Origin of the sequence: Gordonia sp. X0973, assembly GCF_013348785.1 — a bacterium.
In the GTDB taxonomy this organism is placed as follows: Bacteria; Actinomycetota; Actinomycetes; order Mycobacteriales; family Mycobacteriaceae; genus Gordonia.
In genome coordinates this window covers 783,969-810,597 of the sequence record NZ_CP054691.1, presented here as the reverse complement: position 1 = coordinate 810,597, position 26,629 = coordinate 783,969, and the positions used below count along the sequence as shown (strand labels likewise).

General features: G+C 70.0%; 24 protein-coding genes. 10 read left to right on the top strand and 14 right to left on the bottom strand.

The features are described 5' to 3' along the window. Positions 1-41 precede the first annotated feature (41 nt). The 3 genes from HUN08_RS03985 to HUN08_RS03975 form a co-directional block, all read right to left on the bottom strand. Positions 42-1,460, bottom strand: a complete 1,419-nt coding sequence (locus HUN08_RS03985) for a HAMP domain-containing sensor histidine kinase (protein ID WP_124248735.1) — start codon at positions 1,458-1,460, stop codon at positions 42-44. A gap of 62 nt (positions 1,461-1,522) precedes the next feature. Continuing rightward, positions 1,523-2,206, bottom strand: a complete 684-nt coding sequence (locus HUN08_RS03980; protein ID WP_124248736.1) for a response regulator transcription factor — start codon at positions 2,204-2,206, stop codon at positions 1,523-1,525. A 296-nt stretch (positions 2,207-2,502) separates the two neighbouring features. Beyond that, positions 2,503-3,351, bottom strand: coding sequence for a hypothetical protein (locus HUN08_RS03975; RefSeq protein ID WP_124248737.1), 849 nt, complete (start codon positions 3,349-3,351; stop codon positions 2,503-2,505). Positions 3,352-3,526: 175 nt separating this feature from the next. On the opposite strand from HUN08_RS03975, the gene HUN08_RS03970 reads away from it, so the two are divergent. Further along, on the top strand, positions 3,527-4,300 hold the full coding sequence (locus HUN08_RS03970; RefSeq protein ID WP_124248738.1) for an SDR family oxidoreductase: 774 nt from the start codon (positions 3,527-3,529) through the stop codon (positions 4,298-4,300). Between the two features lie 77 nt (positions 4,301-4,377). On the opposite strand, the gene rpmF is transcribed toward HUN08_RS03970, so the two are convergent. Then, positions 4,378-4,551: a 50S ribosomal protein L32 gene (gene rpmF / locus HUN08_RS03965; protein WP_124248739.1), complete on the bottom strand. Its 174-nt coding sequence runs from the start codon at positions 4,549-4,551 to the stop codon at positions 4,378-4,380. A gap of 137 nt (positions 4,552-4,688) precedes the next feature. Beyond that, on the bottom strand, positions 4,689-5,252 hold the full coding sequence (locus HUN08_RS03960) for a DUF4190 domain-containing protein (protein ID WP_124248740.1): 564 nt from the start codon (positions 5,250-5,252) through the stop codon (positions 4,689-4,691). Positions 5,253-5,354: 102 nt separating this feature from the next. Between HUN08_RS03960 and HUN08_RS03955 the strand changes: the two genes are divergently transcribed. Next, positions 5,355-6,311, top strand: a complete 957-nt coding sequence (locus HUN08_RS03955; protein WP_124248741.1) for an AEC family transporter — start codon at positions 5,355-5,357, stop codon at positions 6,309-6,311. A 179-nt stretch (positions 6,312-6,490) separates the two neighbouring features. Here HUN08_RS03955 and HUN08_RS03950 read toward each other — a convergent pair whose 3' ends face one another. The 8 genes from HUN08_RS03950 to HUN08_RS03915 form a co-directional block, all read right to left on the bottom strand. Continuing rightward, entirely contained in the window at positions 6,491-8,491 is a 2,001-nt protein-coding gene (locus HUN08_RS03950; protein WP_124248742.1) for a VWA domain-containing protein, read from the bottom strand. Positions 8,492-8,502: 11 nt separating this feature from the next. Further along, positions 8,503-9,942 carry a sigma 54-interacting transcriptional regulator gene (locus HUN08_RS03945; RefSeq protein WP_301546878.1) on the bottom strand — a complete coding sequence of 480 codons (1,440 nt, stop codon included), beginning with the start codon at positions 9,940-9,942 and terminating at the stop codon, positions 8,503-8,505. Between the two features lie 55 nt (positions 9,943-9,997). Then, on the bottom strand, positions 9,998-11,557 hold the full coding sequence (gene purH, locus HUN08_RS03940) for a bifunctional phosphoribosylaminoimidazolecarboxamide formyltransferase/IMP cyclohydrolase (protein WP_124248744.1): 1,560 nt from the start codon (positions 11,555-11,557) through the stop codon (positions 9,998-10,000). Continuing rightward, positions 11,554-12,156 (bottom strand): phosphoribosylglycinamide formyltransferase, encoded by a 603-nt coding sequence (gene purN / locus HUN08_RS03935; RefSeq protein WP_301546877.1) that lies wholly within the window; start codon positions 12,154-12,156, stop codon positions 11,554-11,556. Before purN ends, purH begins: the two co-directional genes overlap by 4 nt. A gap of 43 nt (positions 12,157-12,199) precedes the next feature. Beyond that, entirely contained in the window at positions 12,200-13,651 is a 1,452-nt protein-coding gene (locus HUN08_RS03930; protein WP_124248746.1) for a DUF6350 family protein, read from the bottom strand. A gap of 125 nt (positions 13,652-13,776) precedes the next feature. Further along, entirely contained in the window at positions 13,777-14,727 is a 951-nt protein-coding gene (locus HUN08_RS03925) for a hypothetical protein (protein ID WP_174900868.1), read from the bottom strand. Positions 14,728-14,876: 149 nt separating this feature from the next. Beyond that, positions 14,877-15,719 (bottom strand): CoA ester lyase, encoded by an 843-nt coding sequence (locus HUN08_RS03920; protein WP_124248747.1) that lies wholly within the window; start codon positions 15,717-15,719, stop codon positions 14,877-14,879. A gap of 12 nt (positions 15,720-15,731) precedes the next feature. After that, the gene (locus HUN08_RS03915; protein ID WP_124248748.1) at positions 15,732-16,388 is read right to left on the bottom strand and encodes a TetR/AcrR family transcriptional regulator; all 657 of its coding nucleotides are present in this window, start codon (positions 16,386-16,388) and stop codon (positions 15,732-15,734) included. A 181-nt stretch (positions 16,389-16,569) separates the two neighbouring features. On the opposite strand from HUN08_RS03915, the gene HUN08_RS03910 reads away from it, so the two are divergent. Genes HUN08_RS03910 through HUN08_RS03880 form a run of 6 tightly spaced genes read left to right on the top strand, consistent with a single transcriptional unit; the run spans position 16,570 to position 25,206 of the window. Continuing rightward, positions 16,570-18,102 (top strand): amino acid permease, encoded by a 1,533-nt coding sequence (locus HUN08_RS03910; protein WP_124248749.1) that lies wholly within the window; start codon positions 16,570-16,572, stop codon positions 18,100-18,102. Positions 18,103-18,133: 31 nt separating this feature from the next. After that, positions 18,134-18,979, top strand: a complete 846-nt coding sequence (locus tag HUN08_RS03905; RefSeq protein ID WP_124248750.1) for an urea amidolyase associated protein UAAP1 — start codon at positions 18,134-18,136, stop codon at positions 18,977-18,979. Between the two features lie 43 nt (positions 18,980-19,022). Further along, a complete protein-coding gene (locus tag HUN08_RS03900) occupies positions 19,023-19,715 on the top strand; it encodes an urea amidolyase associated protein UAAP2 (RefSeq protein ID WP_124248751.1) in 693 nt (230 codons plus the stop codon). Then, a complete protein-coding gene (locus HUN08_RS03895; protein ID WP_124248752.1) occupies positions 19,712-21,712 on the top strand; it encodes a 5-oxoprolinase/urea amidolyase family protein in 2,001 nt (666 codons plus the stop codon). The genes HUN08_RS03900 and HUN08_RS03895 overlap by 4 nt, the downstream gene beginning before the upstream one ends. Continuing rightward, a complete protein-coding gene (locus HUN08_RS03890; protein WP_301546876.1) occupies positions 21,709-23,505 on the top strand; it encodes an allophanate hydrolase in 1,797 nt (598 codons plus the stop codon). Before HUN08_RS03895 ends, HUN08_RS03890 begins: the two co-directional genes overlap by 4 nt. Positions 23,506-23,565: 60 nt before the next feature. Next, positions 23,566-25,206: an AMP-binding protein gene (locus HUN08_RS03880; protein WP_124248753.1), complete on the top strand. Its 1,641-nt coding sequence runs from the start codon at positions 23,566-23,568 to the stop codon at positions 25,204-25,206. Here HUN08_RS03880 and HUN08_RS03875 read toward each other — a convergent pair whose 3' ends face one another. Continuing rightward, a complete protein-coding gene (locus HUN08_RS03875) occupies positions 25,207-25,614 on the bottom strand; it encodes an SRPBCC domain-containing protein (RefSeq protein ID WP_124248754.1) in 408 nt (135 codons plus the stop codon). It lies immediately after the preceding gene. A gap of 21 nt (positions 25,615-25,635) precedes the next feature. On the opposite strand from HUN08_RS03875, the gene HUN08_RS03870 reads away from it, so the two are divergent. Together HUN08_RS03870 and HUN08_RS03865 are read left to right on the top strand one after the other, a co-directional pair. Continuing rightward, the gene (locus HUN08_RS03870) at positions 25,636-26,220 is read left to right on the top strand and encodes an ABATE domain-containing protein (RefSeq protein ID WP_124248755.1); all 585 of its coding nucleotides are present in this window, start codon (positions 25,636-25,638) and stop codon (positions 26,218-26,220) included. Beyond that, entirely contained in the window at positions 26,217-26,615 is a 399-nt protein-coding gene (locus HUN08_RS03865; RefSeq protein ID WP_124248756.1) for a RidA family protein, read from the top strand. Before HUN08_RS03870 ends, HUN08_RS03865 begins: the two co-directional genes overlap by 4 nt. Positions 26,616-26,629: the final 14 nt, after the last annotated feature.

Below are 26,629 nucleotides of genomic sequence, written 5' to 3'. Positions count from 1 at the left end.
CTCGCTTGTCTGATTCGAGCACCGGGTCGGTGCCGTACACATTACTGACGAACGACGACGGGCGTGGGTTCCACCGGTATCGGATGACCGGGCAGCGTCATGGTGATCAACGCTCCCCCCATCCTCGACTGCCCGGCGGTGACCGTCCCGCCGAGGCGTTCGACGACCTGGCGCACGATCGCCAGGCCCAGCCCGGAACCGGGCATCGATCGGGAGTCCGCGGCGCGATAGAAGCGCTCGAACACCAGCTCCCGATCCTCCGGCGGGATACCCGGCCCGGCGTCGGCGACGGTGAGTACGGCCGTGTTCACCGTCTGCTGCCGCAGCGCGACCTCCACCCGGTGCCCGCCCGGCGACCATTTCGCCGCGTTGTCGAGCACGTTGAGTACCGCGCGCGAGAGTCCGGCCGATTCCCCGAAGACGTACCAGTTCTCCGCGTCGACGACGAAGTCGACGTCGTTGCGGCGGCGCCTGGCCCGTTCGAGACTGCGGTCGACGATGTCGACCATGTCCACCTCTTCGTGGACGACGTGGGTGACCTCGTCGCGGGAGAGGTCGACAAGGTCGCCGACGAGGGTGGACAGTTCCTCGATCTGGGCGACGATGTCGCTGCGCAGCTCGATCATGTCTGCGAGCGGCACCGCCGGGGCTCCGGGCTCGGCGGAGGCGATGAGGAGTTCGACGTTGGTCCGCAGCGAGGTCAGCGGGGTCTTGAGCTCGTGACCGGCGTCGGCCACGAGCCTGGCCTGCTTCTCGCGCGAGTTGCGCAACGCGGCGAGCATCGTGTTGAAGGCCTCGGTCAGGCGCGCCAACTCGTCGTTTCCGGTGACCGGGATCGGATCCAGCACCTCGGTCCGCGCGACCCGCTCGGCTGCGCGCGTGAGCCGTGACACCGGGCGCAGGCCGGTGCGCGCCACCGTCGTGCCGGCGAGCGCGGCCAGCGCCACTCCCCCGCCGCCCACGACGAGCAGCACCCAGGCCAGGCGTTTGAGGACGCGTTCGGTGTGGATCAGGCTCTGCGACATGATGAGGCTGTATCCGTTGTCGAGCTTGCGGGCCAATACGCGCTGGTCGCCGACGGTGCGCAGACTCTGCAGATTGCCCCCCGGGCCGCCCGGGCTGCGCACGACAGCGCGCTCGACCGAATCGAAGGGCACCGAACCCACCAGGAAAGTCTGGCCGTCGGGGCGGATGAGCGCCACCGAGATATTCGTCGAGAACACCGCGCCGGAGACGACCCGCTGCGGATTCCCCGACAGCGCCCCGGTGCGGGAGAGGGCGGTCATCCCGTCGGCACGGCTTTCCAGCTGCCGGTCGACGTCGTTGTACATGGCGCGGTAGACGACGAAATAGGCGGCGGCCGCCATCAGCGAGACCGAGACGGCCACGACCGTCGCCGAGAGCAGCGCCACGCGCGTCGTCAGCGACGCCGAGCGGGTCAGGGCAAACGGCTCGCGCATCTCCCGATGCGCGACTTCCTCGCGGTGGCGCTGCGACCACCGTCGAATGTCGGACCAGACGCTCAGGGCGGCGTCTCCCGCAACACGTAGCCGACCCCGCGGACGGTGTGGATCAGGCGGGACTCGCCGTCGGCCTCGGTCTTGCGCCGCAGATAGCCGACGTAGACCTCGAGCGCGTTGCCCGAGGTCGGGAAGTCGTATCCCCACACCTCTTCGAGGATCCGGCTGCGCGAGAGCACCCGCCGCGGATTGGCCATCAGCATTTCCAGCAGGGCGAACTCGGTGCGGGTGAGGCTGATCGCGCGCTCGCCGCGCGTGACGTCGCGGGTCACCGGGTCCAGGCGCAGATCCTCGAACTCGAGCGCCTCGGAATCCTCCTCGTCGGGGGTGGCGCGGCGCAGCAGGGCCCGCAGCCGGGCCAGCAGTTCTTCCAGGGCGAAGGGCTTGGCCAGGTAGTCGTCGGCACCGGCGTCGAGACCGGCCACGCGCTCGGAGACCGAGTCGCGGGCGGTGAGTACCAGGATCGGCAGATCGTCGCCCGCCGACCGGAGGCGGCGGCATACCTCGAGCCCGTCCATGCGCGGCATCATGACGTCGAGCAGCAGGAGGTCGGGGCGGGCGGCCACCACCTTCTCCAGCGCCTCGAGACCGTCGCCGGCGGTATCGACGGTGTAGCCGTTGAAGGTCAACGACCTCCGCAACGACTCGCGCACGGCGCGGTCGTCGTCCACCACAAGAATCCGCATGGTTAATTCTTAGCGCAGCGGGCCTGAGAATTCCCGCAGGACGCGATCGGCGCGGGACTTATGGGTGGTCGAGATCTCGATACGATCGCTCCTTCGTCGCGATCACTCGATCCGGCGGTGGATCCGAGGCGCTAGCCGAGGAACCGTACCTGGGTGGTCGAGTGGATCCGAGGCGCTAGCCGAGGAACCGTATCGAGACCTCGTGAGTCGAAGTCGGATCGTGCACCACGGCCATCGCGCGGCAAGCACTCGGGCCCCTGCCGCGACGGCAGGGGCCCGAGTGGTCGAGATTCTCGCTAGGCGGTGGCCGGAGCGGTGTAGCCCCCGGTCAGGCGGCGCCACGCGTAGGCGACCAGCAGCGCGGCGACCGGCACGGCGACCAGGAGGCCGACACCGCAGAGCAGCGCGCCGACGACGGCGGTGATGACGGCGAGGAGCCAGGTCAGCAGCGCCGGGCCGAAGTTCGCCTTGACGGTGTTGAAGCTCGCCACCAGCCCGTCCGGACCGCTGAGGTTGTGGTCCACGATGGCCACGGACGTGAAGTACAGGAAGATCGCGGCGATCAGGCCCGGCAGGACGCACAGGGCCAATCCGATGCCGGTGATGATGCCGACCAGGATCGATCCGATGATCACGGCGCCGACGTTGCGCGGCTGGAAGAACGATCCGAAGGTCACCTTCTCACCGTTGGCGATCTTGAGGATCCCGTTCCAGTAGGACGCGGCGATGTAGCCGCCCACGATCAGCGACACGATGTAGCCGATGATCAGGACGATCCAACTGCCGACGGTGTAGCTCGACGTGAAGGCGAACGAGTCGTCGGTGCTCACCGTCGTCGTATTGCCCATCGCGCCGGCGATGAACTGGAAGATCCCGCTGACGACGGCGCTGATCAGACCGAAGACGAGGGTGGCGAGGATCAGCGGTCCGGCGTTCTTGCCGAACTTGTTGAAGGCCCAGCTGAAGCCTTCGCCGACGCTGAACGCCGGAGCGGCCGGACCCGCGGGTCCGGGAGGGTAGGCGCCCGGCTGCGGCTGGAATCCGCCCGGTGCCCCGGGTGCTCCGGGAGGGGGTGGGTACGCGCCGGGCTGCTGGCCCGGCACCTGCGGCGGTTGCTGGCCGGGGTCAATCGGCGGCTGGGTCATTGCGGCTCCCGTTGGTCTAGACGAAATGGATGTGCTGACCCCGGAAAAGCTACCAATCGCATGTAATTCGCGTGCAGTTTGAGGCGCAATCGTGACCAGAGCCTTTACTACCGGGCGGTAACTATGCCAATGTTCATTGACACACACCGTCCCACCCGGAAAGGCTTCAACCACCGTGCCCTCCATCTTCATCTCCGGCGGTGCCGCCGGCATCGGCCTGGCCACCGCCAAACACTTCGCAGGGAAAGGGTGGACAGTCGGCGTCTTCGACGTCGACGCCGAGGCACTCAAGGCCGTCAAGGCGGAGCACCCCGAATTCGTCACCGGCCGCCTGGACGTGCGCAAGCCGGCGCAGTGGGCCAAGGCGCTCGCCGACTTCACCAAGCACACCGACGGAAAGCTCGACGTCCTGGACAACAACGCCGGGATCCTCGTCGGCGGCCGCCTCGACACCATCTCCGCCGAAGCGGTCCAGGCACAGATCGACATCGACGTCCTCGGCGTCACCCTGGGCGCCCAGGCCGCCTACCCGTATCTCAAGGCGACCCCCGGCTCCCACCTGGTGAATATCGCCTCGGCGTCGGCCATCTACGGCCAGCCCGACATCGCCACCTACTCGGCCGCCAAGTTCTACGTCGCCGGGCTCACCGAGGCACTGGAGTTGGAGTGGCAGAAGGACGACATCCGCGTCGTCGCCATCTGGCCGCTCTGGGCCAAGACGGCACTGGCCGACGCCGAGTCCAAGTCGGCGCAGACGCTCGGGATCCGGATCACCCCGGAAGAGGTCGCCGAGCGCGTCTGGACCTCGGTACACCCGAATGCGGCGGACAAGCTGATCCACCGGACGCATTACTCGGTGGGCGTGCAGACGACCGTCCTCAACAATGCGAGCAAGGTCGTGCCGAACTTCGTCTCACGCCTGGTGAACAAGGCGATCGCCCAGAACTGAGCGCCTCCGAGCGCACAAACGTCGGCGCCCACACTCCATGCGAGTGTGGGCGCCGACGTTTGAGACGGTGTCGACCGCTAGCGGCGGTCGATGTCGATGAGGCCGAGCTCGGCGGCCTTCACCAGGCGACGCGGCAGGCGCTGCGGCACGCCGTTGACCTTGACTTCCTGCAGCGCGGGGTTCTCCGCCTTCCACTGCGAACGACGGCTGTGGGTATTGGCCCGCGACATGCGGCGCTTCGGTACGGCCATGAGTCTGTCCTTCTCCTACTGAGTACAAGTCTTGATTGCGCCGCGCGGCCCGTCGAGCAACTCGGGGGATCGCACAGGGCGGCGCGCAACCCGACCAGGATACATCCGGACCGACGATCGGTCCAAAACGGCCGTGATCAGCTGCTGACGGCGCCAGCGATGATGATGACCAAGTAGACGACCGCGATCAGGGTGAACACGGCACCGAGAACGATGCCGGCGATCGCCATCCCGCGGTCGCCGGAAGCCGGTTCCGGGGTCTCGTTGATCTGCCGCAGCGCCACAATGCCCAGGACCAGCGCCACGATCCCGGCCGGGCAGCACAGGAAACCGGCGAGACCGCTCACCAGGGCGCCGATGGCCATGCCGTTGGACTTCGGCGAACTCACCGGGTAGGCGGCATAGCCGTATGCCGCCGAGTACGGATCGGGGGTCCCCGGGACGGGCGGGTAGCCGGGGACGGGATAGCCGGCGACCGGCGGGCCCCCGACCGGCGGCGGGCCTACCATCGGGGGGCCGACGACGGGCGGCCCTCCAACCGGCGGACCGACGACCGGCGGACCGACGACGGGCGGGCCGGAGATCGGCGACGGCCCGGTGGGCTCGGGATACGGGGCGGCGGACGCCTGATCCTTGTTGAGGTTGACCGGCGACCACTCGTCGTCGGCGCCGGGTTCCGACGGATGGGGCAGATTTGTCATAGTCCGACCCATTCTGCCAGCAATCGGGCATTGCGCCCCAGGAGCACCTCCGTCAACCGGCTGACACGACCGCCGCGATCCCCGCCGATTAGGATTCCTGCGGTGTCAGGCGTCGTCGCGGGTTTCACGGTCATCTTCTTGGTGGTCGGGATCGGCTATCTGCTCGGCCGGAGCGGAACCCTCGGCCCGGCCGCGACCGAAGTCCTCTCCCGCCTGGTGTTCTTCGTGTGCACCCCGGCGCTGCTGTTCAGCGCGCTCGTCGCCGCCGATCTGCGGCAAGTCTTCTCGTCGACGCTGGTCATCGCCGCCGGCACCGCGTTGACCATCGGCCTCGTCTACGCGTTGGCGGCCAGGCTGTGGTGGCGACGCGCGGTTCCCGAGTTGGTGATCGGGGCGCTCTCCTCGTCGTATGTCAACAGCGTCAACCTCGGTGTTCCCATCGCGATGTACGTGCTCGACGACCGCTCGTTCATCGCGCCGCTGCTGCTGTTCCAGATCGTCGTCTACTCGCCCATCGCCCTGGTGGCACTGGACCTCTCCGCCTTGCGCAGCGCGGCGGGCGGACTGGGCGGCCGTCGGGTGTGGCGCGACGCCGTGCTCACCCCGCTCTCCAATCCGATCCTGCTCGGCGGTGTGGCCGGACTGGTGGTCGCGGGGTTGCACTGGCATCCGCCGAAGGCGGTGATGGACCCGTTCCGCATGCTCGGGGACGCGTCGGTGCCGCTCGCCCTGCTGGTCTTCGGCCTCTCCCTGGCCGCGCGCCGCGCGTCGTCGACCGAGGACGGCGACACCACGTCGAAGCGGGATGTCGCCCTCGCCGCCGTGCTGAAGATGCTCGCCATGCCCGCGCTCGCCTACGCCCTGTCGCGCTGGGGATTCGGCCTGTCCGGGCATCATCTGTTCGCCCAGGTGGTCATCGCCGCGCTACCGACCGCGCAGAACGTGCTCGTGTACGCCGTGCGGTATCAGCGCGGTCAGGCGTTGGCACGCGATAGCGCGCTAGTCACCACCCTCGCGTCGATCCCGGTCATCGCCTTCATAGCGGTCACCCTGGGCTGAGGTGCCCACTCGGGAGCGTTGAGGTGCCCACTCGGCGGGATTGGAGTGCCCACTCGGCGGGACTGACGGTGGTCGAGTGCCGTAAGACGGTGGTCGAGTGCCGGCGAGGCGCTAGCCGAGTCGGTGTATCGAGACCGCGCTAGCCGAGTCGGTGTATCGAGACTCGGCGGGGTCGGGTGCTAACGCGCGCGGCGCGAGCGCAGGTAATCGCCGACGACGGCGGCACCGAGGCCGTCAACGTCGGGGGCTACGACCCGGCCGCCGATGCGGCGCGCCACGTTGTCGATGAACATGGCCAACCCCGGGTCGTCGCCGAGCCGGAAGATGGTCACCTGGGCGCCCATCCGGGCCACGTGGTCGAGTTCGGCGACGGTCAGGCCGATGGTCTGCGGATGCGGCGGGTAGAAGAAGAAGGGCTCGCCCGAGGGCTCGAGATGCGCCGTCGGCTCGCCGTCGGTGACGATCAGCACCACCGGCATCGCATGCGGATGCCGCCGCAGGTGGCGTTGGGCCAACAGCAGCGCGTGGTGCAGGTTGGTGCCCTGCTCCATCCGCGGCGACAATCCCGCCAATTCGCCGACATCGATCGTGCGCGCCTCACGGCCGAACGCGATGATCTCCAGTTCGTCGGTGCGGAAACGCGTGGAGACGAGATGGTTGAGCGCGATCGCCGTGCGCTTCATCGGCAGCCAGCGGCCCTCCATCTCCATCGAGAAGGAGGTGTCGACGAGGAGCACGACGGCCGCCTGCGTGCGCGCCTCGGTGTCGGTGACCTCCACGTCGGCGATGTCCAGGCGCACCGGCCGACCGGGATCGTAGGCTCCCGCACCGGCCTCGCGCAGCACCGCGTTGGTGATGGTCCTGGGCACGTCCCACGGCTCGGTGTCGCCGAAGGCCCACTCGCGGGTCGCTCCGGTCGGCTCCCCGAGGCGTCCGGCGAGCCGGGTGGACCGTTCGCCGCGGGCCGACAGCCGCTCGGCGACGTCGGACAGCACCGCTTGCCCGAGCTGTCGCATCGCCTTGGGGCTCAGCCGGAGCTGGCCGTCGTCGCCGCGCTCGAAGAATCCCTGCTCGCGCAGCGCCTGTTCCAGACGGGCCAGGGTGCGGGCGTCGACGGCGGCGTCGTCGCCCAGCTGCCGGGCCAGGGCGTCCAGGTCGATGTCGGCGAGGTCGGCGCCGGCGTACTGCTGGCTCAACGCCTCGCTCAGCGCATCCAACTCGGCGAGGTCGGCCATCGCCGCGGCCCCCTCCCCCAGCCCCATCGGCTGGTCGCCGGAGAACCCCTGCGATCCGTCCCAGTCGAGATCGGGGCGCGCCATCTGCAGTTGGGAGTCGACATTGGCCAACGCGGCCATCAGCTCCGGCGAGCCGAAGGCCTGCTGCGCGAGCTGGTCGAGTTCGGCCCGCTGCTCGGGTGAGAGCGAGTTGTAGAACTGCTGCGCGGCCGCGCTGCGACGGGCCAGCGACTCGACCAATTCCTCGGTGTTGCGCGGGTTCTCCGGGAAGAACTGGCCGTGTTTTTCCATGAACTCGGCGAAGTCCGCGGAGGTGTCCTCGCCGCGGTTGTGCTTGGCGAGCAGGTCGTTCAGGTCGGCGAGCATGTCGGTGATCGCCTGCCGGTCGGTCTCGTCGGCGTTCTCCAGGGCATCCTTCATCCCCGCGAAGCGCTGTTCGAGCAGTTCCCGACCGAGCAGGTCGCGGATCTTCTCGAAGTCGGCCCGGGCCTGGGGGCTGCGCCACCGGTAGTCGGCGAGTTCGTTGACGGCGGCCGCGGTGGACGGCGGCAGGTTCCCGATCTGCATCTCGGCGAACCGAGCATCGTCGTCGAGGTCGCGCGCCAGCTGTTTGCGCTCCGCCAGCACGGCGCTGTCGAGGAGTTCCTTGATCTCGGCGAAGGTCCCGTCGAGGTTGCGCTGCTCGAGCAGTTCGTTGCGGCGGCGGTTGACCCGCTCGCGCAACTCGTCGAGGCCGGTCATCCCAGGGGTGCCGCGGCGCAGCATCTCCCGCAGTGCGCGCTGCGGCGAGTAGCCGGCCATGACGTCGGCGCCGATCTCGTCCAGCGCCTCGCGCAAATCCAATGGCGGGGCCAGCGGATCGGGTCCGCCGCGGTAGCGCTCGTAGCGCGACCGGTGGAAGCTGCGCCGGTGCTGTGCCGGATCGGCGTCGAAGGAATCGGCCATCGCCATCGCCCCTATCCGTAGACGGTCTGTCCCGCGTCGTCGGCCGTCTTGCCGATGCGACGGGCGAGGAACAGTCCCTCGAGCGCGAGTTCCACCGCTGCCGCCTTCTCTCCGTCGGACTGCGCGTCGAAGCGCTCGGTGAGGGCCGCGACGGTCGAGGCGACGGCCTCGTCGTCGGGCAGCGAATTCAACAGGTCGGCGGCGCCGACCCGGTCACCGGTGACGACGGGTTCGCCGTTCTCCAGCGCGTCGACGAAGGTGGCCAGGTCGATGCCGCCCAGATGCTCGCGCACGGTGTCGGCGACCGACTTGCGCAGCAGGTGCGAAAGGATCTCCAGCTCGCGCCCCTCCTCGCCGGATTCGAATTCGATCTTGCCGCGCAGCACCTCGATGACCGATTCCAGATCGACCACGCGCGCCACCGGCGACTCGGCATCTGATTCGACCCGCCCGCTCCCGGCGCCGAGGACCGCGCTGCGGTGCAGGGCGGCGGCGGCCACCGTCTCCGCACCGGCGATCGCGAAGCGCGCCGAGACACCCGAGCGCTGGTCGATGGCCGGGTTCTCCCGGGTGTAGCGGGTGAAGCGGGCGAGGATCTCCAGCAGATAGTCGGGCACGGTGGCCAGCAGGTCGGCCTCCTGCTCGATGACGCCGATCTCGTCGTCGAGTTCGAGCGGGTAGTGCGTGCGGATCTCGGCACCGAAGCGGTCCTTGAGCGGGGTGATGATCCGGCCGCGGTTGGTGTAGTCCTCCGGGTTGGCGCTGGCCAGCACGAGCACGTCGAGCGGCAGCCGCAGCGAGTAGCCGCGCACCTGGATGTCGCGCTCCTCCATCACATTGAGCATGGCGACCTGGATGCGCTCGGCCAGGTCGGGCAGCTCGTTGATGGCGACGATCCCGCGATGCGCCCGTGGGATGAGGCCGAAGTGAATGGTCTCCGGATCACCGAGGCTGCGACCCTCCGCGACCTTCATCGGGTCGATATCGCCGACGAGGTCGGCGACCGAGGTGTCCGGCGTCGCCAGCTTCTCGCTGTAGCGCTCGCTGCGGTGGCGCCACTCGATCGGCAACTCGTCGCCGAGTTCGGCGGCGCGTCGGATCGACGCCGGGGTGATCGGCTCGAACGGGTGCTCGCCCAGTTCGGCACCGGCGATCACCGGCGTCCACTCGTCGAGCAGGCCCGCGATGGTGCGCAGGATGCGGGTCTTGCCCTGACCGCGCTCGCCCAGCAGGACCACGTCGTGCCCGGCGAGCAGCGACCGCTCCAACTGCGGGATGACCGTCGACTCGAGGCCGACGATCCCGACCCACGGGTCGTCGCCGGCGCGCAGGGCGGTCAGCAGGTTGTTGCGGATCTCGTCGCGGATGCTGCGTTGGACGTGGTCGGAGGCGCGGAGTTCGCCGACGGTCGAGATGGTGGGAGGGTTGGTCTTCGCAGAGTCGGATGCCACCACTCCACGCTACTCAGGTTTCGCCGGGAGAGGCGCAATCCCCGTCGAGCGAACCTCAGTGCGCGAAGTGGCGCGCGCCGGTCAGGTACATCGTGACGCCGGCCTTCTCGGCCGCCGCGATGACCTCCTCGTCGCGAATCGACCCGCCCGGCTGCACGACGGCGCGCACGCCCCCGTCGATCAGGACCTGCAGGCCGTCGGCGAACGGGAAGAACGCGTCCGAGGCACCGACCGAACCGTGCGCACGGGCGCCGGCCCGCTGCACCGCGAGATGGGCCGAGTCGACGCGGTTGACCTGACCCATGCCGACGCCGACGGAGGCGCCGTCGGTGGCCAGCAGGATCGCGTTGCTCTTCACCGCGCGGCAGGCCCGCCAGGCGAATTCGAGATCGGCGAGGGTGGCGGCGTCGGCGGCCTCGCCGGCGACGAGGCGCCAGTTGGCCGGATCGTCGCCCTCGGCGTCGATCACGTCGCGCTGCTGCATCAGGATCCCGCCCGAGATGGGACGGATCTCGGTCCCGGTCGCCGCGGGCGGCGCGGCGATCAGGATGCGGAGGTTCTTCTTCTTGGTGAGGAGTTCGAGCGCGCCCTCGGCGTATCCGGGCGCGATGATCACCTCGGTGAAGATGTCGGCCACCGTCTTCGCCATCTCGACACTGACCTCGCGGTTGGCCGCGATGACGCCGCCGTAGGCGCTGACCGGGTCGCATTCGTGCGCCTTGCGGTGCGCCTGCGCGATGTCCTCGCCCACGGCGATGCCACACGGGTTGGCGTGCTTGACCACCGCCACCGCGGGGGCGGAGAAGTCGTGTGCGGCCCGCCAGGCCGCGTCACCGTCGGTGTAGTTGTTGAAGGACATCTCCTTGCCGTGCAGCTGCTGCGCCTGCGCCAGCCCGGGAGCGCCGAAGGTGTTGGCGTAGAGCGCCGCCGCCTGGTGCGGATTCTCCCCGTAGCGCAGCACCGCCTCGCGGTTCCACGTCGCACCGGCCCAGGTCGGGAACACGGAGTCGGCCTCGGGTGCGACAACGCTGGTCATCCACGACGCGACGGCCACGTCGTAGTCGGCGGTGTGGCGGAAGGCCTTGGCGGCCAGCGCCCGCCGCTGGTCCAGGCCGAAGCCGCCGCCGGCCGCGGCAGCCGCGACGTCGGCGTAGTCGGCGGGGTCGACGACGACGGCCACCGACGGGTGGTTCTTCGCCGCGGCCCGCACCATCGACGGTCCGCCGATGTCGATCTGCTCGATGCACTCGTCGGGGGTGGCGCCGGAGGCGACGGTCTGCGTGAACGGATACAGGTTCACGACGACCAGCTCGAACGGCGCAACGCCGAGTTCGTCGAGCTGTGCCAGATGATCGGCCTTGCGGGTGTCGGCGAGGATGCCGGCGTGGACGCGCGGGTGCAGCGTCTTCACGCGGCCCTCGAGGCATTCGGGGAAATCGGTCAGCTCGGAGACCTCGACGACGGGTACGCCGGCGGCCGCGATGGTCTTGGCGGTCGATCCGGTGGAGACGATCTCGACGCCGGCGCCGTGCAGCGCGGTGGCGAGCTCGGCCAGGCCGGTCTTGTCGTAGACGCTGACGAGTGCCCGCTTGAGGGGGCGCTTGGATTCGGTCACGGGATTCGGGCCTTTCGTCCGTCGATGACCACCCCGCGGGTGGTGAGGGCTGTGAGTACGTCGGCGAGCAGGGTCCGCTCGACGGTCTTGATGCGTTCGTGCAGCGCTTCCTCGGTGTCGTCGGGCTCGACGGCGACCGCGGCCTGCGCGAGGATCGGGCCGGTGTCGACTCCGCTGTCGACCAGGTGCACGGTGGTGCCGGTGACCTTGACGCCGTGGGCCAGGGCGTCCGCGACGCCGTGCGCCCCTGGGAAGGCCGGCAGCAGGGCGGGGTGGGAGTTGACGATGCGCCCGGGGAAGCGGCCGAGGACGGCCGGGCCGAGGATCTTCATGAAGCCCGCGGTCACCACCCATTCGGGCGCGAACGCGGCGACCTGCTCGGCCAGCGCGCGATCCCAGGATTCCCGGTCCGGATAGTCCGCGACCCGCGCGGTGATGACGGCGATCCCGCGCTCCGCGGCCAGCTGCGCGGCGCGACAGTCCCGATCCACGGCCACGGCGACGACCTCGAAGGGCGAATCAGCGGTGGCGGCCGCGTCGAGCAAAGCGGACAGCAACGAGCCGGTGCCGGAGGCCAGGACGACGACGGGAACGCTCACCTGCTCGACCTGCTCGCACGCACCCTGTCCACGAGCGACGATTCTAGTCGGGCCCGACATCCTCGACGTACATGAGGTCCTCGAGATCGACGACGACGGGCGCATCGTCGTCGGGACGGAAAAACACCGGTGTCGGCGGCGGGGGCGCGGAACCGACCGCCGGGTTGCCCCGCGTCGCGGGTGGTCCGCCGTCGACCGGGTCCGACGCATCGGGTGCCTCGGTGTCGAGGGAGTCGACGACGGGGGCATCGTCGTCCGGCACTACGGGCACCTGCTCGGCGGCCGCGGCACGTCGCTGCGCCTTCGTCTCGTCGCTGGCCGCGTGCAACAGCGCGACGATCGCGCCGACGACGGCCAGCCAGCCGAAGGCGAAGAGTGCCACCAGCGGGGCATCCGCCCCGGCGCGGCCCAATTCGCCGACGGCGCCGCCGGCGAAGAACGCGGCGAGCGCCAACACCGCGGCGGCGGTCGCCGCACTGATCGCGACGCGGCGCAGGTTGCGCAACGGGTCGACGTGGCGCATCCGCAGCCCGGCCCAGATCGCGACGACGAGCGGCACGGCCAGCACCAGCGCCCACAGGAAGCGGATCGGCGGCGCACCCGGGGCGATCGCGAGCACCGGCAGCCCCGGCACCGTGCCCGGCCGCGGGTTGAACACGTCGACGAGCGCGCCGCCCATCTGGACCGGCGCGCCGAGCAGTGCGGCGGCGGCGTCGACGAAGACGTTGGGCAGGTACAGCACGGACACGAGGACGAGGCCGAGGTAGCCGTCGAGCCGGTTGCCGCCGGCGACGACCGAACTGACCGCCGGCCACCGCACGACGAGCAGAGCGCACACCGCGACCGCGCCCGCACCCACCAGCATGAGCACGGCGATCCACCCGGTGCGCACCCCGGCGAGCACGTCGTCGAGGCGATCGCCGTCGAGACCGATCGCCGCGCACCAATCCCGCCAATCCCGCCGGGCGATGCCGGCCAGGGTGCCGCCGCCGTAGATCAAGGCCGTGGTCCCGAAGGCCACCAGGGCGTTCGGCGGGTTCACCGGGAGGACCGAACTCCCGTCGAGGACCAACGCCAGGGCCAGCGCGGTGACGAGGAGCGGGCCGCCGATCGCGGCACCGACCAGGGCGGCGAGGTCGGCCGGGGTGACGCGCAGGCGGGCCGAGGGGCCGGTGTAGACGAAGACGGCGACCACCAGGGCGATGGTCGGCAGCAGCGGCAGCGCACCGATGGACACGCCGCCGATGCTCAACGGCACCTGGTGCACGGACAGCCAGGCCGATCCGAGGGCGGTGCCGAAGGTGCCGAATCCGCCGCCCGAGGCGAGCAGGGTGACGGCGACGATGACCGCGAGCAGCAACAACGTGGCGAGGGGGACCGCGAATGCGACGATCACCAATTCCCGCGCGGTACCCGCCGTCGACTCCGAATGCGCGCGCTGGGCGCGGCGCACCTGTCTCAGGCGCTGCGCCAATGATCCGTCTCGTACTGCCATAGCGCCTTCAGCGTCGCAGGGGGAGCCGACGGCGTCGCGCAGGCGCGCCGGACCCCGCCGAAATCTCCCCCCGAATGCCGACGACGCCCCGACCGGATGCGGTCGGGGCGTCGTGGCGATGATTCTTACTGCTGTTGCTGCTGCCCCTCGGCGGTGTCGATGACCGAGGTGGCGTTCTCCGCGACGGCGGACGGCGCGGCATCGGCGACGGCGTCGGCGGTCTGGCCGGCGGCGACCTGCGCGGCTTCGGCGGGAGCCGTGGCCGCGGGGTAGCCGTAGGCCTGGGCGGTCGCGGGGACGGCCGGGGCGGCCTGAGCGGCGGCGGCCTGTGCGGCAGCGGCGGTCTCGGCGGCACCGGCTGCGGCGGTCTCGGCGGCGGTCGCCTCCGCGGAGCCGGGCTCCGGTGCGACCTTCACCTTTCCGAGGGTCACCAGCAGCCAGAAGATGGTCACGGCGACCGCGACCAGCGCGAAGAAGGCGCTGACCCAGCCGGTCACACCGAAGACGCCGAAGTAGGCGATCTTGATCGCGAGCACGAGGTCGGTGACGAAGAGGGCGGCCGCGGCGGCGACGGCGACCGTGGCCAGCGTCTTCTCCTTCGCGAGCCCGGCAGCACCGGCGACGGCGCCAAGGACGATGACGACGACCGACCAGCCGCTGCCGTTCACGGCGACGCCGGTCGAGAAGAAGCCGACGAGCACGTGCAGGACCCCGAGTCCGAGGGTGACGAAGGCGAGGATCTGGGCGATGTTCGACGGCAGGCCCTGGCTCGGCGGCTTCGGGGCGGTGTACGCCTGCTGGCCGTAGTAGGCCTGCTGACCGTAGGCCTGCTGACCGTAGGCCTGCTGCTGGCCGTAACCCTGTTGGCCGTAGCCCTGCTGGCCGTAACCCTGCTGCTGCCCGTACCCCTGTTGGCCGTAACCTTGCTGGCCGTAACCCTGCTGCTGGCCGTATTCCGGCTGGCCGTAGCCCTGCTGGGCCTGCTGACCCTGCTGGCCGTAGGCCTGCTGCTGACCGTAAGCGGACGGATCCTGCGGGTTGGGCTGCTGGCCGTAGCCAGGTCCTTGGTAACTCATGTGGGTACTGACTCCTTGATCGGGTTCTCGGCATCGGCGAACAACGGGTGCGTGCCAGTGCTCAACGGTAATACATCAGGCGGCGGCGTCAGCCGTTCGGCGCAGATCACCGGGGACGGGACGCCGTCGGCATCGGTCTGGAGAACGGGTCACTCCCCCGAACGCGTCATTATCGCGTGCGCCTGACTGAGCACCGGGCCGTCGACCATCAGCCCGTCGAAGCTGAACACACCCGAATGCTCCTGTGCCGCGGCGAGCACGTCCCGCGCCCACGCCACCTGCTCGTCGGACGGCCGGTAAGCGGCGCGAATCGTCTCGACCTGCGAGGGATGGATGCACGCGGTCGCCTGATAGCCGAGCGCGACGGCATCGAGCACTTCGGCCCGCAAGCCGTCGAGGTCGGCGATGTCCAGGTGCACGGCGTCGACGGCGAACAGTCCGTTGGCCGCCGCGGCCAGCCGGACGCTCGCGCGCACGTGGCGCGCGACGTCGCGATAGGTGCCGGGTTCCGACTCCTGTGGGCCGAATCGCGACGAGGTGCCGCCCAGCCCGGCGACCAGGTCCTCGGCACCCCACATCAGGCCGATCACATTGGGGGCGGCGGCGATCTCGTTGACGTTGACCGCGCCGGCCGGTGACTCGATGAGCGCGATCGCCTGCATCTCGGTGCGGGCCACCTCCTCGGCCGTCTGGGCCTTCGCCACCAGCACCACGCGGTAGGTCGTCTCCGCGATGGCGGCGAGGTCGCGCCGCGCCTCCCCGGTCGAGGCCGGGTTGATGCGCACGATCGTCCGATCGGGGTCGAGTTGGTGGGCGATCAGCGCCTCCCGGGCGTCTTCCCGCTTGTCCGGGGCGACCGCATCCTCCAGGTCGAGGATCACCACGTCGGCGCGCTGGGCGGCCTTCTCGTAGCGGTCCGGGCGATCGGCTGGACAGAACAGCAACGCCGGCCCGGGCGGACTCCATCGCGACTCGTATATGTTTCCGGCCATATTCCGACGCTACTAGACCGGCCTGGCCCCCAGGAGGGTTCCAATGGCGGCGACGACGGTGTCGACCATCTCGGCGGCGGTGTCGTCGCCGAGGTAGCCGCGCGGCTCGTCGCCGCGCATCATGATCAGCGATTCCACCAGCCGGAACGGCAACAGGCTCCGCTTGTCGGCCGGATCGCCCACCACCTGCGCGGCCAATTCCTGGTAGGCCTGCGCCAATTCGCGACGGTCGGCGCGGAATCCGGCGAACTCCTCGTCGCCCAGTTCCGGTAGCAGGTAGAGGGCACCGAGATTCCACCGCGACCGGGCCAGTCCGTCCGCGTCGTCGCGGGCCAGCTGGAGCAATCGGTCCAGCGGCGGACCGTCGGAATCGAGCAGCTCCCTGGCGCGCTGTAGCGGCGCCGCGACGGTGGTCTGCAGCAGCGCCGCGAGGATGTCGGCCTTGGTCGAGAAGTAGTGGTACATCGAGGCCTGCCGGATGCCGACCGCCTCGGCGATCATCCGGGTCGAGGTCGCGGTGAATCCCCGACCGGTGAACAGTTCGGCGGCGGCGTCGAGGATCTCGTCCCGGGCCGACGCGGCGTCGCGCCGGGGTTCGACGAGGCGCGGCCGTCCCGGGCCGGCCGCACGTCCCGGCTTGCCCGCAATGCTCGGCCCCCGCGCTGTCATGGCGCCCAAGTCTAGTGATCGCCCCGGCATCGCCCGCGGTTAACACATTCGTTTCAGCGGTTTCCCCGGACGAAACAAATCTGTCACAAGACAGAAAATCCTCTCCGCTTATCTATCAGCAGACAGATAAGCGGCTCAACGGCGAGCGGCGACCACCGTCTCCCGCAGAAGGAACCGTGCCATGACGACCACCGCCCCGTCGGCGAACTCGGCCACCACCGGCCACGACGCCGACGATCTCTCCGAGTTCGGCTACGACCAGCAGCTGCACCGCTCCCTCGGGAAGTTCGCCTCCTTCGCGGCCGGCTTCTCCTTCGTCTCCATCCTGACGACGATCTTCCAGCTCTTCGGCCTGGGCTTCGGTTTCGGCGGCCCGGCCTTCTTCTGGACCTGGCCGATCGTCTACGGCGGCCAATTCCTGGTGGCGCTGTGTTTCGCCGAGATCGCCGCGCGCTACCCGATCTCCGGGGCGATCTACCAGTGGTCGCGGCGGATGGGCGGCGAGGTCGTCGGCTGGTTCGGCGGCTGGTTCATGATCATCGCCCAGATCGTCACCGCCTCGGCCGCGGCGATCGCCCTGCAGGTGGTCCTGCCGACGGTGTGGAGCGGCTTCCAGATCATCGGGACAGACCCCTCGCTCACCAGCACCAGCGGCGCGGCGAACGCCGTCCTGCTCGGCTCGGTGCTGCTCGTCGTCGTCACCGCGATCAACTGCATCGGCGTCACCTGGATGAGCCGGGTCAACAGCATCGGTGTCACCTGTGAACTCGTCGGCGTCGTCGCCGTCGTGCTCGCCCTGTTCACCCACGCCAAGCGCGGGCCCGGCGTCGTCTTCGACACCGGCCTGCCCGGCCACCAGCCCGGCTACATCTGGGCCTTCATCGTGTCCGGCCTGATGGCCGCCTACGTCATGGTCGGCTTCGGCTCCGCGGGTGAACTCGCCGAGGAGACCCGCAACCCGCGCCGGGTCGCGCCGCGCACCATTCGCATGGCGCTGACGGTCTCCGCGATCGGCGGCGGCTTGATGCTGCTCGGCGCCCTGATGGCCGCCCCGACCCTCGACGACAAGCTGGCCACCGGCGGCCTGCCGTATGTGCTCGATTCGATCCTCGGCGGCTTCTGGGGCAAGGTCCTGCTCTGCGACGTGGCCGTGGCGATCTTCATCTGCACCCTCGCCATCCAGACGGCCTGCTCGCGCCTGATGTTCTCGATGGCCCGCGACGGCCGCCTGCCGTTCTCGCGCGCACTCTCCTACGTCAACAAGCGCACCGGCACCCCGATCGCGCCGTCGATCCTGATCGGGCTGCTGTGCATCGCGATCCTGGTGGTCAACGTCGGCAACTCGGCGATCTTCGCGACCCTGGCCAGCGTCTGCATCATCCTGATCTACCTCGCCTACCTCGCGGTCACCGTCCCCATGCTCTACCGGCGCTTCCAGGGCTGGCCGCACGGCGGCACCCTCGTCGACGCGGACGGTCGCAAGCTGTTCTCCCTCGGCCGCTTCGGGATCGTCGTGAACCTGCTGGCCGTCGTCTACGGCGCACTGATGGTCGTGAACCTCTCCTGGCCGCGCGCCGAGGTCTTCGACCCGGCGGGGACCATGCCGGTCCTGCGTTGGGCCGGCCCGATCTGCATCGCCGCGACCGTCCTCGTCGGCATCGCCTGCTTCCCGCGCGGCAAGGTCCACCCGAAGCCCGTCACCGTCGGCCAGTAGTCAACCGCTGACCTATTCATTAGGAGTTCGAATGAGCACCACGACCACCGCCGGCGCCCGGGCGCACGCCCGGTCCCAAGCCGGTACCGTCACCGATTCCATGCCGGTCGTCCCGGCGTCGGCCTGGCCGAACCCACCCGCCGACGTGGCCGCGGCGGACCTCGTCTGGGCCGAGACCGTGCCCGGCGGCCGCTACACCGTCAAGGTGCTGGCCCGCGGCACGCGGCTGCGGCTGCGCGACGTCGCCGGCACCGCCTGCGCGCATGTGCTGCTGTGGCGCGCGGACGCGCCCTGGGAGCGGCTGAACGTCGCGGACACGGTGAAGGTGCCGTGGCAGGCCTATCTCGACGCCGGCCACCCGCTGCTGTCGGATCAGGGCCGGGTCTTGGCGACCATCGCCTCCGACGAGTCCGGCCACCACGACGCGCTCTGCGGCACGACCACGCTGCGCGCCAACACCGCCCGCTACGGCGACGGGTCGGCCCACGGCCCCGCTCCGGCCGGTCGCGAACTGCTGATCCTGGCCGCCGCCAAGCAGGGCCTGGGCGCGGCCGACGTCGCACCGTCGCTCTCCTTCTTCCACGGGGTGCGGGTCGCCGCCGACGGAACGCTGGAGTCCACCGGCTCGGCCGGACCGGACAAGGCGGTCGACCTGGTGCTGCACCTGCCCTGCGTGGTGGCCGTCGCCAACACCGCCCATCCCCTCGACGCCGCGCCGACCTTCGACACCGGCCCGCTGGAGGTGCTCGCCTGGCGGGCGCCGGCCGACCTCGCCGACCTGGTCGCCGCGGCGGCGGGCACCGACCCCGGCTTGGAGCCCGAGTACCGGCGGGCCGTCGCGAACTCCGAGGACGTCTGGGCCGCCGCGCAGCCCTGACCCCGCCATCCCACCCGAACGCAACGGAGAAAGAGGTCCGCCCATGACCACCACCACGACCGACCCGGTGCACGCGCCCGCGTCGGAGCTGAAGCTGACACCCGGCACCGTCGTCCTCGACGCCGAGGTCGGCGACCGCGGCCCCTGGTCGGGGATCGTCGCCGCCGGCGATGTGCTGACCATCGTCGACCTGTACGGCAACCAGGCCGTCGACACCCTGCTCTACGGCGTCGACGCCACCGGCGCCGTCCTGCCGTCGGCGCGCTACAGCGCGCAGGCCACCGTCGCGGCCCAGGGAAACATCTTCCTGACGACCGGAAGCGTGCTGCGCGACCAGGAATCGCGGCCGCTGATGACGATCGTCGCCGACGAGGTCGGCAATCACGACACCCTCGGCGGCGCCTGCAGCCAGGAGTCGAACACGCTGCGCTACGGCCATCACACCAAGCACCAGCACGCCTGCGTGGAGAACTTCCTCGCCGAAGGCTCCCGCCACGGGTTGGGCAAGGCCGATCTCGTCGGCAACATCAACTTCTTCATGAATGTGCCGGTGGACGCCGACGGCTCGCTCGGCATCGTCGACGGCCTCTCCGCACCGGGCAAACGGCTGGCGCTGCGCGCGGAGGTGGACACGCTGGTCCTGGTCTCCAACTGCCCGCAGATCAACAATCCGTGCAACGGTTTCGACCCGACGGCCGTGCGCGTCATCGTGAGCCGGAAGGGCCGGGGCCGATGACCGTCACCGTGCTGCGGGCCGGACCGCAGACCACCGTGCAGGATTGGCCTGGTCGCGTCGGCTACTGGAAGGTCGGGGTGCCGCCGTCGGGACCGATGGACGACCTCTCCTTCCGGCTGGCCAACCGGGCCGTGGGAAACGCCGAGTCCGCCCCCGGATTGGAGGCCGTGCTGGCCGGGCCGTCGCTGCGGTTCGACGCCCCGACCGTCGTCGCGGTGACCGGCGCACCGGTGCGCGTCACCCGCAACGGCGTGACGGTGCCGCAGTGGGTGCCGGTGACCTGCGCGGCGGGTGACGTCCTGGACATCGGGCCGGTCGGCTCGGTGGGTATGCGGGTCTACCTCGCCGTCGCCGGCGGCATCGAGGTGCCGGATTATCTGGGCAGCGCCTCGACCTTCACCCTCGGGCGCTTCGGCGGCCACGAGGGACGGCCGCTGCGCGAGGGGGACGAGCTGGCCCTGCACAGCCCGGACGTCGGTCGCCGTCCCCGCCGGATCCTGCTCGACGAGCAGCCGGCCTTCACCAACGCGTGGCAGCTCGCGGTGACCGTCGGCCCGCACGGCGCGCCGGAGTTCTTCACCGCCGAGGACATCGCCGACCTGTTCGACGCCGACTACGAGGTGCACTTCAACTCCGACCGCACCGGCGTCCGCCTGGTCGGCCCGCAGCCGCGCTGGGCCCGTGCCGACGGCGGCGAGGCGGGTCTGCACCCGTCGAATATCCACGACAACGCCTACTCGATCGGCGCTCTCGACTTCACCGGCGACACCCCGATCCTGCTGGGACCGGACGGTCCCAGCCTCGGTGGCTTCGTCTGCCCGGTCACCGTCGTCACCGCGCAGCGCTGGAAACTCGGCCAGCTCAAACCGGGTGACACCGTGCGCTTCGTCGCGGTGCGCAGCGGCGAGACCGCCTCGCCGGCACAGGTCGGCCTCGGCCGGCGCGCCACCGTGCCGCATGTCCTGTCCACCGGAGGCGACGACGACAACGGCATCCTCGCGAGGTCGAGGACGGCCGACGGCACCACCGCGGTCACCTACCGCCGCAGCGGCGACGACAACATCCTCGTCGAATACGGCGACCTGACCTTGGACCTGGCACTGCGCGCCCGGGTGCACGCGCTGGGCGAGCGCATCGAGGCCGACCGCCCGCGCGGCCTGCTCGACCTCACGCCGGGCATCCGGTCGTTGCAGGTCAAGGCCGACCCCGACGTGTGGTCGCAGGCCACGATGCTGGACTGGCTCATCGAATGCGAGAGCGAACTGCCCGCCGCCGAAGACCTCGTCGTACCCAGTCGCACCGTCGAACTGCCGCTGTCCTGGGATGACCCGTCGACGCGCGAGGCGATCGAGCGGTACATGCTCGGCGTGCGATCCGATGCGCCGTGGTGCCCGTGGAATATCGAGTTCATCCGGCGGATGAACGGGCTGGGCTCGGTCGACGAGGTGTACCGCACCGTGTTCGACGCGGAGTATCTGGTGCTCGGACTGGGCGACGTCTACCTCGGCGCACCGGTCGCGGTCCCGCTGGACCCGCGCCACCGCCTGGTCACCACGAAATACAACCCGGCCCGCACCTGGACGCCGGAGAACGCGGTCGGGATCGGTGGCGCCTATCTCTGCATCTACGGGATGGAGGGGCCGGGCGGATACCAGTTCGTCGGGCGCACGACGCAGGTGTGGAACCACCGCCATCCGCTCGGCGCCCCCGGCTTCGAGGAGCAACGCCCGTGGCTGTTGCGCTTCTTCGACCGGATCCGCTGGTATCCGGTGAGCGCCGAGGAACTGCTCGACATGCGCGCCGACGTCGCCGCCGGTCGTGGCGCGAGCACCCGCATCGCCGACGGCACCTTCTCGCTGGCCGAACACCAGAGCTTCCTCGACGCCAACGCCGACGACATCGCCGCTCGCCGCGTCGCGATGGAATCCGCCCGCGCGCAGGAGCGGCAGCGCTGGGCCGATCACGGTGAGTTCGCCGCCAAGGCGGTGGTCGCATGACGACGACGGTTTCGACGCGGGTCGACGAGGTGTTCGACGCCATCGCCGCCGCCGACCGGCCGGAGGTGTTCGTGACGCTGCGGCCCCGAGCGGAGGTTGCCGCCGACCATGCTCGCTCCCTCGCACAGGGCGGTCCGCTCTCCGGGATGATCCTCGCGGTGAAGGACAACGTCGACGTGGCGGGATTGCCGACGACGGCGGCCTGCCCGGGATACGCCTACACCCCCGACGCCGATGCGCCCGCGGTCGCCGCCCTGCGCGCCGCCGGTGCCGTCGTGATCGGCAAGACCAACCTCGACCAGTTCGCGACCGGCCTCGTCGGCACCCGCTCCCCCTACGGCGCCGTCCGCGATTCCCGCCGCCCCGACCACATCTCCGGCGGGTCGAGTTCCGGATCCGCGGTGGCCGTCGCCCTGGGATTCGCCGACCTGGCGATCGGCACCGACACCGCCGGATCGGGTCGGATCCCCGCCGCCCTGCAGGGCATCGTCGGCATCAAGCCGACCGTCGGGGCAATCAGCACGGTCGGGGTGGTGCCCGCCTGCGCCGACTACGACACCGTGACGATCTTCGCCCGCACCCTCGACTCGGCCGATGCCGCGATGACCGCAATGGCCGCCGCGGCGGGACCGTCTCTGTTTGCGGCGGACACCCCGCTGGCCGCACCGGAGAACCCGGTGATCGCCGTCCCCGCCGACCTCCCCGAACTCGACGAGGCATGGCGGGCGGCCTTCGCCGAGGCCGTGGCACGGGTCGAGGCGGCCGGGATGACCGTTCGCCGCATCGACCTCACGCCATTCCTCGCCGCCGCGAAACTCCTCTACGACGACGCCCTGGTCGCGCAGCGGTACGACGCCGTCGGCGACTTCATCGCATCCCACGCTGACGACGCCAGCGGCGCGGGTCTGGATCCGACCGTCACGGCGATCGTCTCCGCTGCCGATCGGTTCTCCGCCGTCGACTTGCTGCGCGCCCGTCGACGATTGGCAGCCTTGCGCGACGAGGCGATGGCGAATTGGGGTGATGCGACGGCCCTGCTGGTGCCGACCGCACCGTTCCATCCGACCATCGCCGCGGTGCGGGCCGATCCGGTCGGCGTGAACTCCCGGATGGGCACCTACACCAACTTCTGTAACCTGCTCGACCTGTGCGGACTCGCGATCCCGGCCGGCAGGGTTCCGCCGCGGTGGTCGACTGCCGACGCGGTGGTCGAGTCGGCATATCCAGACCCCGCGCCCAGTTCTCCGCCGCGGTGGTCGAGTGCCGACGAGCCGCTAGGCGAGTCGGTGTATCGAGACCTCGTGCCCGACAACAGTGCACAGTTCGGCGTCACCCTTGTCGGCCGGGCTCTTCACGACGGCGTGCTCATCGATCTCGCCCGTCGCATCAGCGGGGCGGGTACCCCTGCGCCCAGCTGGGTGGAGGCAGTCGCGCCGACGGTCGAGCTGGCGGTCTTCGGCGCGCACATGCGCGGCGGCGTTCTGGCCCACGAGCTGGCCAATCGCGGAGCACGATGGAACGGCGAAGTCACCACCTCCTCGTCGTACCGGCTCGTCGCCCTGGACACCGTCCCGCCCAAGCCCGGCCTGATCCGCGATCCCGCCGGTGGCCGCGCGATCCACGGTGAGAGGTGGACGCTGTCGCCCGCCGCGCTCGGGTCATTCCTCGCCGCCCTGCCCGAACCGATGATGCTGGGCAAGGTCGAGTTGTCCGACGGGACGTGGGCGACCGGATTCGGCTGCGCCGCCGACGCGGGAGCCGCCGGGTCGGAACTCGACCGGGACCGCTGGTGAGCTCCAACCGGTCCTGCAGAACCCCTCCGCGCGCCACGTCGAATCGGCGAGACTGGATAGATGGACACCGCATCAGCCACCACCCAGCCGTCCTACGCCCGAGGCGAAGCGGAGCCGCCGCTGCTGGACGCGACGATCTACGACAACTTCGTCGAGACTGCCGAGAAATACGGTGACAATCTGGCGATCGCCGACGCGGCCGCGGGTCGCGAGTGGACCTATCGCGAGATGCTGCACGACGTGCACGCGCTGGCCGCCGGACTCCTGCGCCGCGGGGTGAAACGCGGTGACCGGGTGGGCGTGTGGTCGCCGAACCGTGCCGAATGGGTGCTCGCGCAATATGCGACGGCGGCGCTCGGGGTGGTCCTGGTCAACATCAACCCGTCGTACCGCCAGAACGAGCTCGACTTCGCGCTGCGACACGTCGGCATCTCGCTCGTCCTCTCATCACCGGCCTTCAAGGACTCGGACTACCCGACGATGGTCGGGCGCTCGGCCGATTCGCTGGACGAGCCGGTCGGACTGGTCGTCTTCGGCAGCCCGGAGTGGACCGCGCTGCTGGCCGAGCCGACCGAGGCCGAACTCGACGCCGTCGCGCAGGCCGCCGCGGCGTGCGCTCCCGACGACCCGATCAACATCCAGTTCACATCGGGCACCACCGGCGCCCCCAAGGGAGCGACGCTGACCCACCGCAACATCGTCAACAACGGCTACCTCGTCGGCGAACTGGTCGGCTACACCGACGCCGACCGCATCTGCATCCCGGTGCCCTTCTACCACTGCTTCGGCATGGTGATGGGCAATCTCGCCGCGACCACCCACGGCGCCGCGATGGTCATCCCCGCGCCGGCCTTCGACCCGGCGGCCACGCTCGCCGCGGTGAGCGAATACCGCTGCACCAGCCTCTACGGCGTGCCGACGATGTTCATCGCCGAACTCGCGCTGCCGGGGTTCGCCGACTACGACCTCTCGAGTCTGCGCACCGGCATCATGGCCGGCTCGCCGTGCCCGGAGCAGGTCATGCGCGAGGTCGTCGACCGGATGCATATGGACGAGGTGTCGATCTGTTACGGCATGACCGAGACGTCTCCGGTCTCCACCCAGACCCGGGTCGACGACGAATTGGCGCTGCGGGTCGGGACCGTCGGCCGGGTCGGGCCGCACTTGGAGATCAAGGTCGTCGATCCGGTGACCGGCGAGACCGTCCCCCGCGGTGAGGCGGGCGAGTTCTGCACGCGCGGCTACAGCGTGATGATCGGCTACTGGAACCAGCCGGACAAGACGGCCGAGGCGATCGACGGCGACGGCTGGATGCACACCGGCGACATCGCGGTCATGGCCGAGAACGGATACGTGCAGATCACCGGCCGCATCAAAGACATGGTGATCCGCGGCGGGGAGAACATCTACCCGCGCGAGATCGAGGAGTTCCTCTACACCCACCCCGACATCCTCGACGCCCAGGTGATCGGCGTCCCCGACCAGAAGTACGGCGAAGAACTGATGGCCTGGGTGCGCCTGCGCGACGGGGTCGCGGACTTCACCGTCGAGGATCTCCGCGCTTTCGCCGACGGCAAGATCGCCCGGCACAAGATCCCGAAGTACGTCCACGTGGTCGACGAGTTCCCGATGACCGTCACCGGCAAGGTCCGCAAGGTCGACATGCGCGCCGAGGCCGTCGAACTACTCGGCCTCGCCTAGTCACGTCGGGACGAGGTCGGCGCGGATATCGTCGAGGACTGCCGTCCAGTGCGCGAGCATTTCCTCGCGTTCCGCCGCGCTTGCGAGACGCTCCTGGTGAATGGCGATGGTCGCCCCCGTTGCCGCGGGCAGCACGGTTAGCTGAAGAGTCGCGTCGTGCGACCAGCCCGGCGGCTGCCAGGTCACCCGCAGCCGCCGGCCCTCGTTCCGGCTGCGCACTTCACCCTGGACACCGGCATCGGTGACATATCGCTCGCCGACCTCGTGCCCCAGACTCGTGCGCCCAAGCCATAGCGGCAACCCCTCGCCCAGCAGGAACTCCCAGACGACTTCCGGCGGAAGCGGAAACGTACGGCGGACACCCATCTGCCATCCTGCGCTCTTCGTGTACCCGGTTGACTCGTTCATGTAACTAGTTATAGTAGTTACATGCTCACGGGTCAATGGTTTGTCGACAGCAGCGGCGCGCGCTGGCACTTCGAGGCCGGCGCACCCTGCCTCGACTTCGCCTACACCGGCGACTTCGGCTACGACAACCCCCAGTGGGAGCGGCTGCACACCCCGTCCGACCTGCAGTCCTGGCTCGTCGAACGTTTCGGCCCCCTTCGCACCGACGCCGACGCCGCCACGCTGTCCGCCGCGAAAGAACTGCGCACCGCCATCACCCGGCTCGCCCGAGCACATGCCGACGACCTCGCACCGGAACCCGAACAGATCGACGTCCTCAACTCCTGGGCCGCGCGCCCCGATGTCGCCCCCACCCTCGCCGGAGGCACCGAAGCGTCCGCGCACGCGACCGCGAATCAAGCATTGGCCACGATCGCCCGCGATGCCGTCGCCGTGTTCTCCCGAGAACCCGACCGCATCCGGCGATGCTCCGCGAAGGACTGCGGCCTGGTCTTCTATGACGGATCACGACCGAATGCCCGTCGCTGGTGCTCCATGCAGCGTTGTGGCAACCGGGCGAAAGTTCGCACCCACCGGAATCGCACCAAGAAGGAGAACCCAACATGACCACCATCGACCACCTCAACCCGACCGAACTGCCCTCTTCCCCCGCGTTCTCCCAAGGGACCGTCACCCCGGCCGGGCGCACCCTCTACGTCGGGGGACAGAACGGGACCACGCGAGACGGGACCCTCGCCGACGGGACCGCGGCGCAGACGGCGCAGGCACTCCGCAACGTGCGCAGTGTGCTCGGCGAGGCCGGAGCCGGCCCGGAGCACGTCGCCAAACTCACCATCCACCTCGCCGAAGGCGCCGACGTCCGCGAGGCATTCGGAGCCACCCCCGAGGTATGGGGTCCCTACCCGACGGCGATCACCGTGCTCCGCGTCGTCGGGTTCGCGCGGCCGGATGCGCTCGTCGAAATAGACGCCGTCGCTGCCCTGCCACCAGAATCGGCCTGACGGCGAACCCCGAA

What these genes read in the sequence shown, in the direction of transcription:
- HUN08_RS03880 (WP_124248753.1), top strand. Translation starts at nt 23,566, where the DNA reads ATGGACACCGCATCAGCCACCACCCAGCCGTCCTACGCCCGAGGCGAA.
- HUN08_RS03980 (WP_124248736.1), bottom strand. Translation starts at nt 2,206, where the DNA reads ATGCGGATTCTTGTGGTGGACGACGACCGCGCCGTGCGCGAGTCGTTG.
- HUN08_RS03875 (WP_124248754.1), bottom strand. Translation starts at nt 25,614, where the DNA reads ATGAACGAGTCAACCGGGTACACGAAGAGCGCAGGATGGCAGATGGGT.
- HUN08_RS03905 (WP_124248750.1), top strand. Translation starts at nt 18,134, where the DNA reads ATGAGCACCACGACCACCGCCGGCGCCCGGGCGCACGCCCGGTCCCAA.
- HUN08_RS03910 (WP_124248749.1), top strand. Translation starts at nt 16,570, where the DNA reads ATGACGACCACCGCCCCGTCGGCGAACTCGGCCACCACCGGCCACGAC.
- HUN08_RS03920 (WP_124248747.1), bottom strand. Translation starts at nt 15,719, where the DNA reads ATGGCCGGAAACATATACGAGTCGCGATGGAGTCCGCCCGGGCCGGCG.
- HUN08_RS03865 (WP_124248756.1), top strand. Translation starts at nt 26,217, where the DNA reads ATGACCACCATCGACCACCTCAACCCGACCGAACTGCCCTCTTCCCCC.
- HUN08_RS03915 (WP_124248748.1), bottom strand. Translation starts at nt 16,388, where the DNA reads ATGACAGCGCGGGGGCCGAGCATTGCGGGCAAGCCGGGACGTGCGGCC.
- HUN08_RS03930 (WP_124248746.1), bottom strand. Translation starts at nt 13,651, where the DNA reads ATGGCAGTACGAGACGGATCATTGGCGCAGCGCCTGAGACAGGTGCGC.
- HUN08_RS03895 (WP_124248752.1), top strand. Translation starts at nt 19,712, where the DNA reads ATGACCGTCACCGTGCTGCGGGCCGGACCGCAGACCACCGTGCAGGAT.
- HUN08_RS03985 (WP_124248735.1), bottom strand. Translation starts at nt 1,460, where the DNA reads ATGCGCGAGCCGTTTGCCCTGACCCGCTCGGCGTCGCTGACGACGCGC.
- HUN08_RS03960 (WP_124248740.1), bottom strand. Translation starts at nt 5,252, where the DNA reads ATGACAAATCTGCCCCATCCGTCGGAACCCGGCGCCGACGACGAGTGG.
- rpmF (WP_124248739.1), bottom strand. Translation starts at nt 4,551, where the DNA reads ATGGCCGTACCGAAGCGCCGCATGTCGCGGGCCAATACCCACAGCCGT.
- HUN08_RS03900 (WP_124248751.1), top strand. Translation starts at nt 19,023, where the DNA reads ATGACCACCACCACGACCGACCCGGTGCACGCGCCCGCGTCGGAGCTG.
- HUN08_RS03890 (WP_301546876.1), top strand. Translation starts at nt 21,709, where the DNA reads ATGACGACGACGGTTTCGACGCGGGTCGACGAGGTGTTCGACGCCATC.
- HUN08_RS03925 (WP_174900868.1), bottom strand. Translation starts at nt 14,727, where the DNA reads ATGAGTTACCAAGGACCTGGCTACGGCCAGCAGCCCAACCCGCAGGAT.
- HUN08_RS03975 (WP_124248737.1), bottom strand. Translation starts at nt 3,351, where the DNA reads ATGACCCAGCCGCCGATTGACCCCGGCCAGCAACCGCCGCAGGTGCCG.
- HUN08_RS03950 (WP_124248742.1), bottom strand. Translation starts at nt 8,491, where the DNA reads ATGGCCGATTCCTTCGACGCCGATCCGGCACAGCACCGGCGCAGCTTC.
- HUN08_RS03870 (WP_124248755.1), top strand. Translation starts at nt 25,636, where the DNA reads ATGCTCACGGGTCAATGGTTTGTCGACAGCAGCGGCGCGCGCTGGCAC.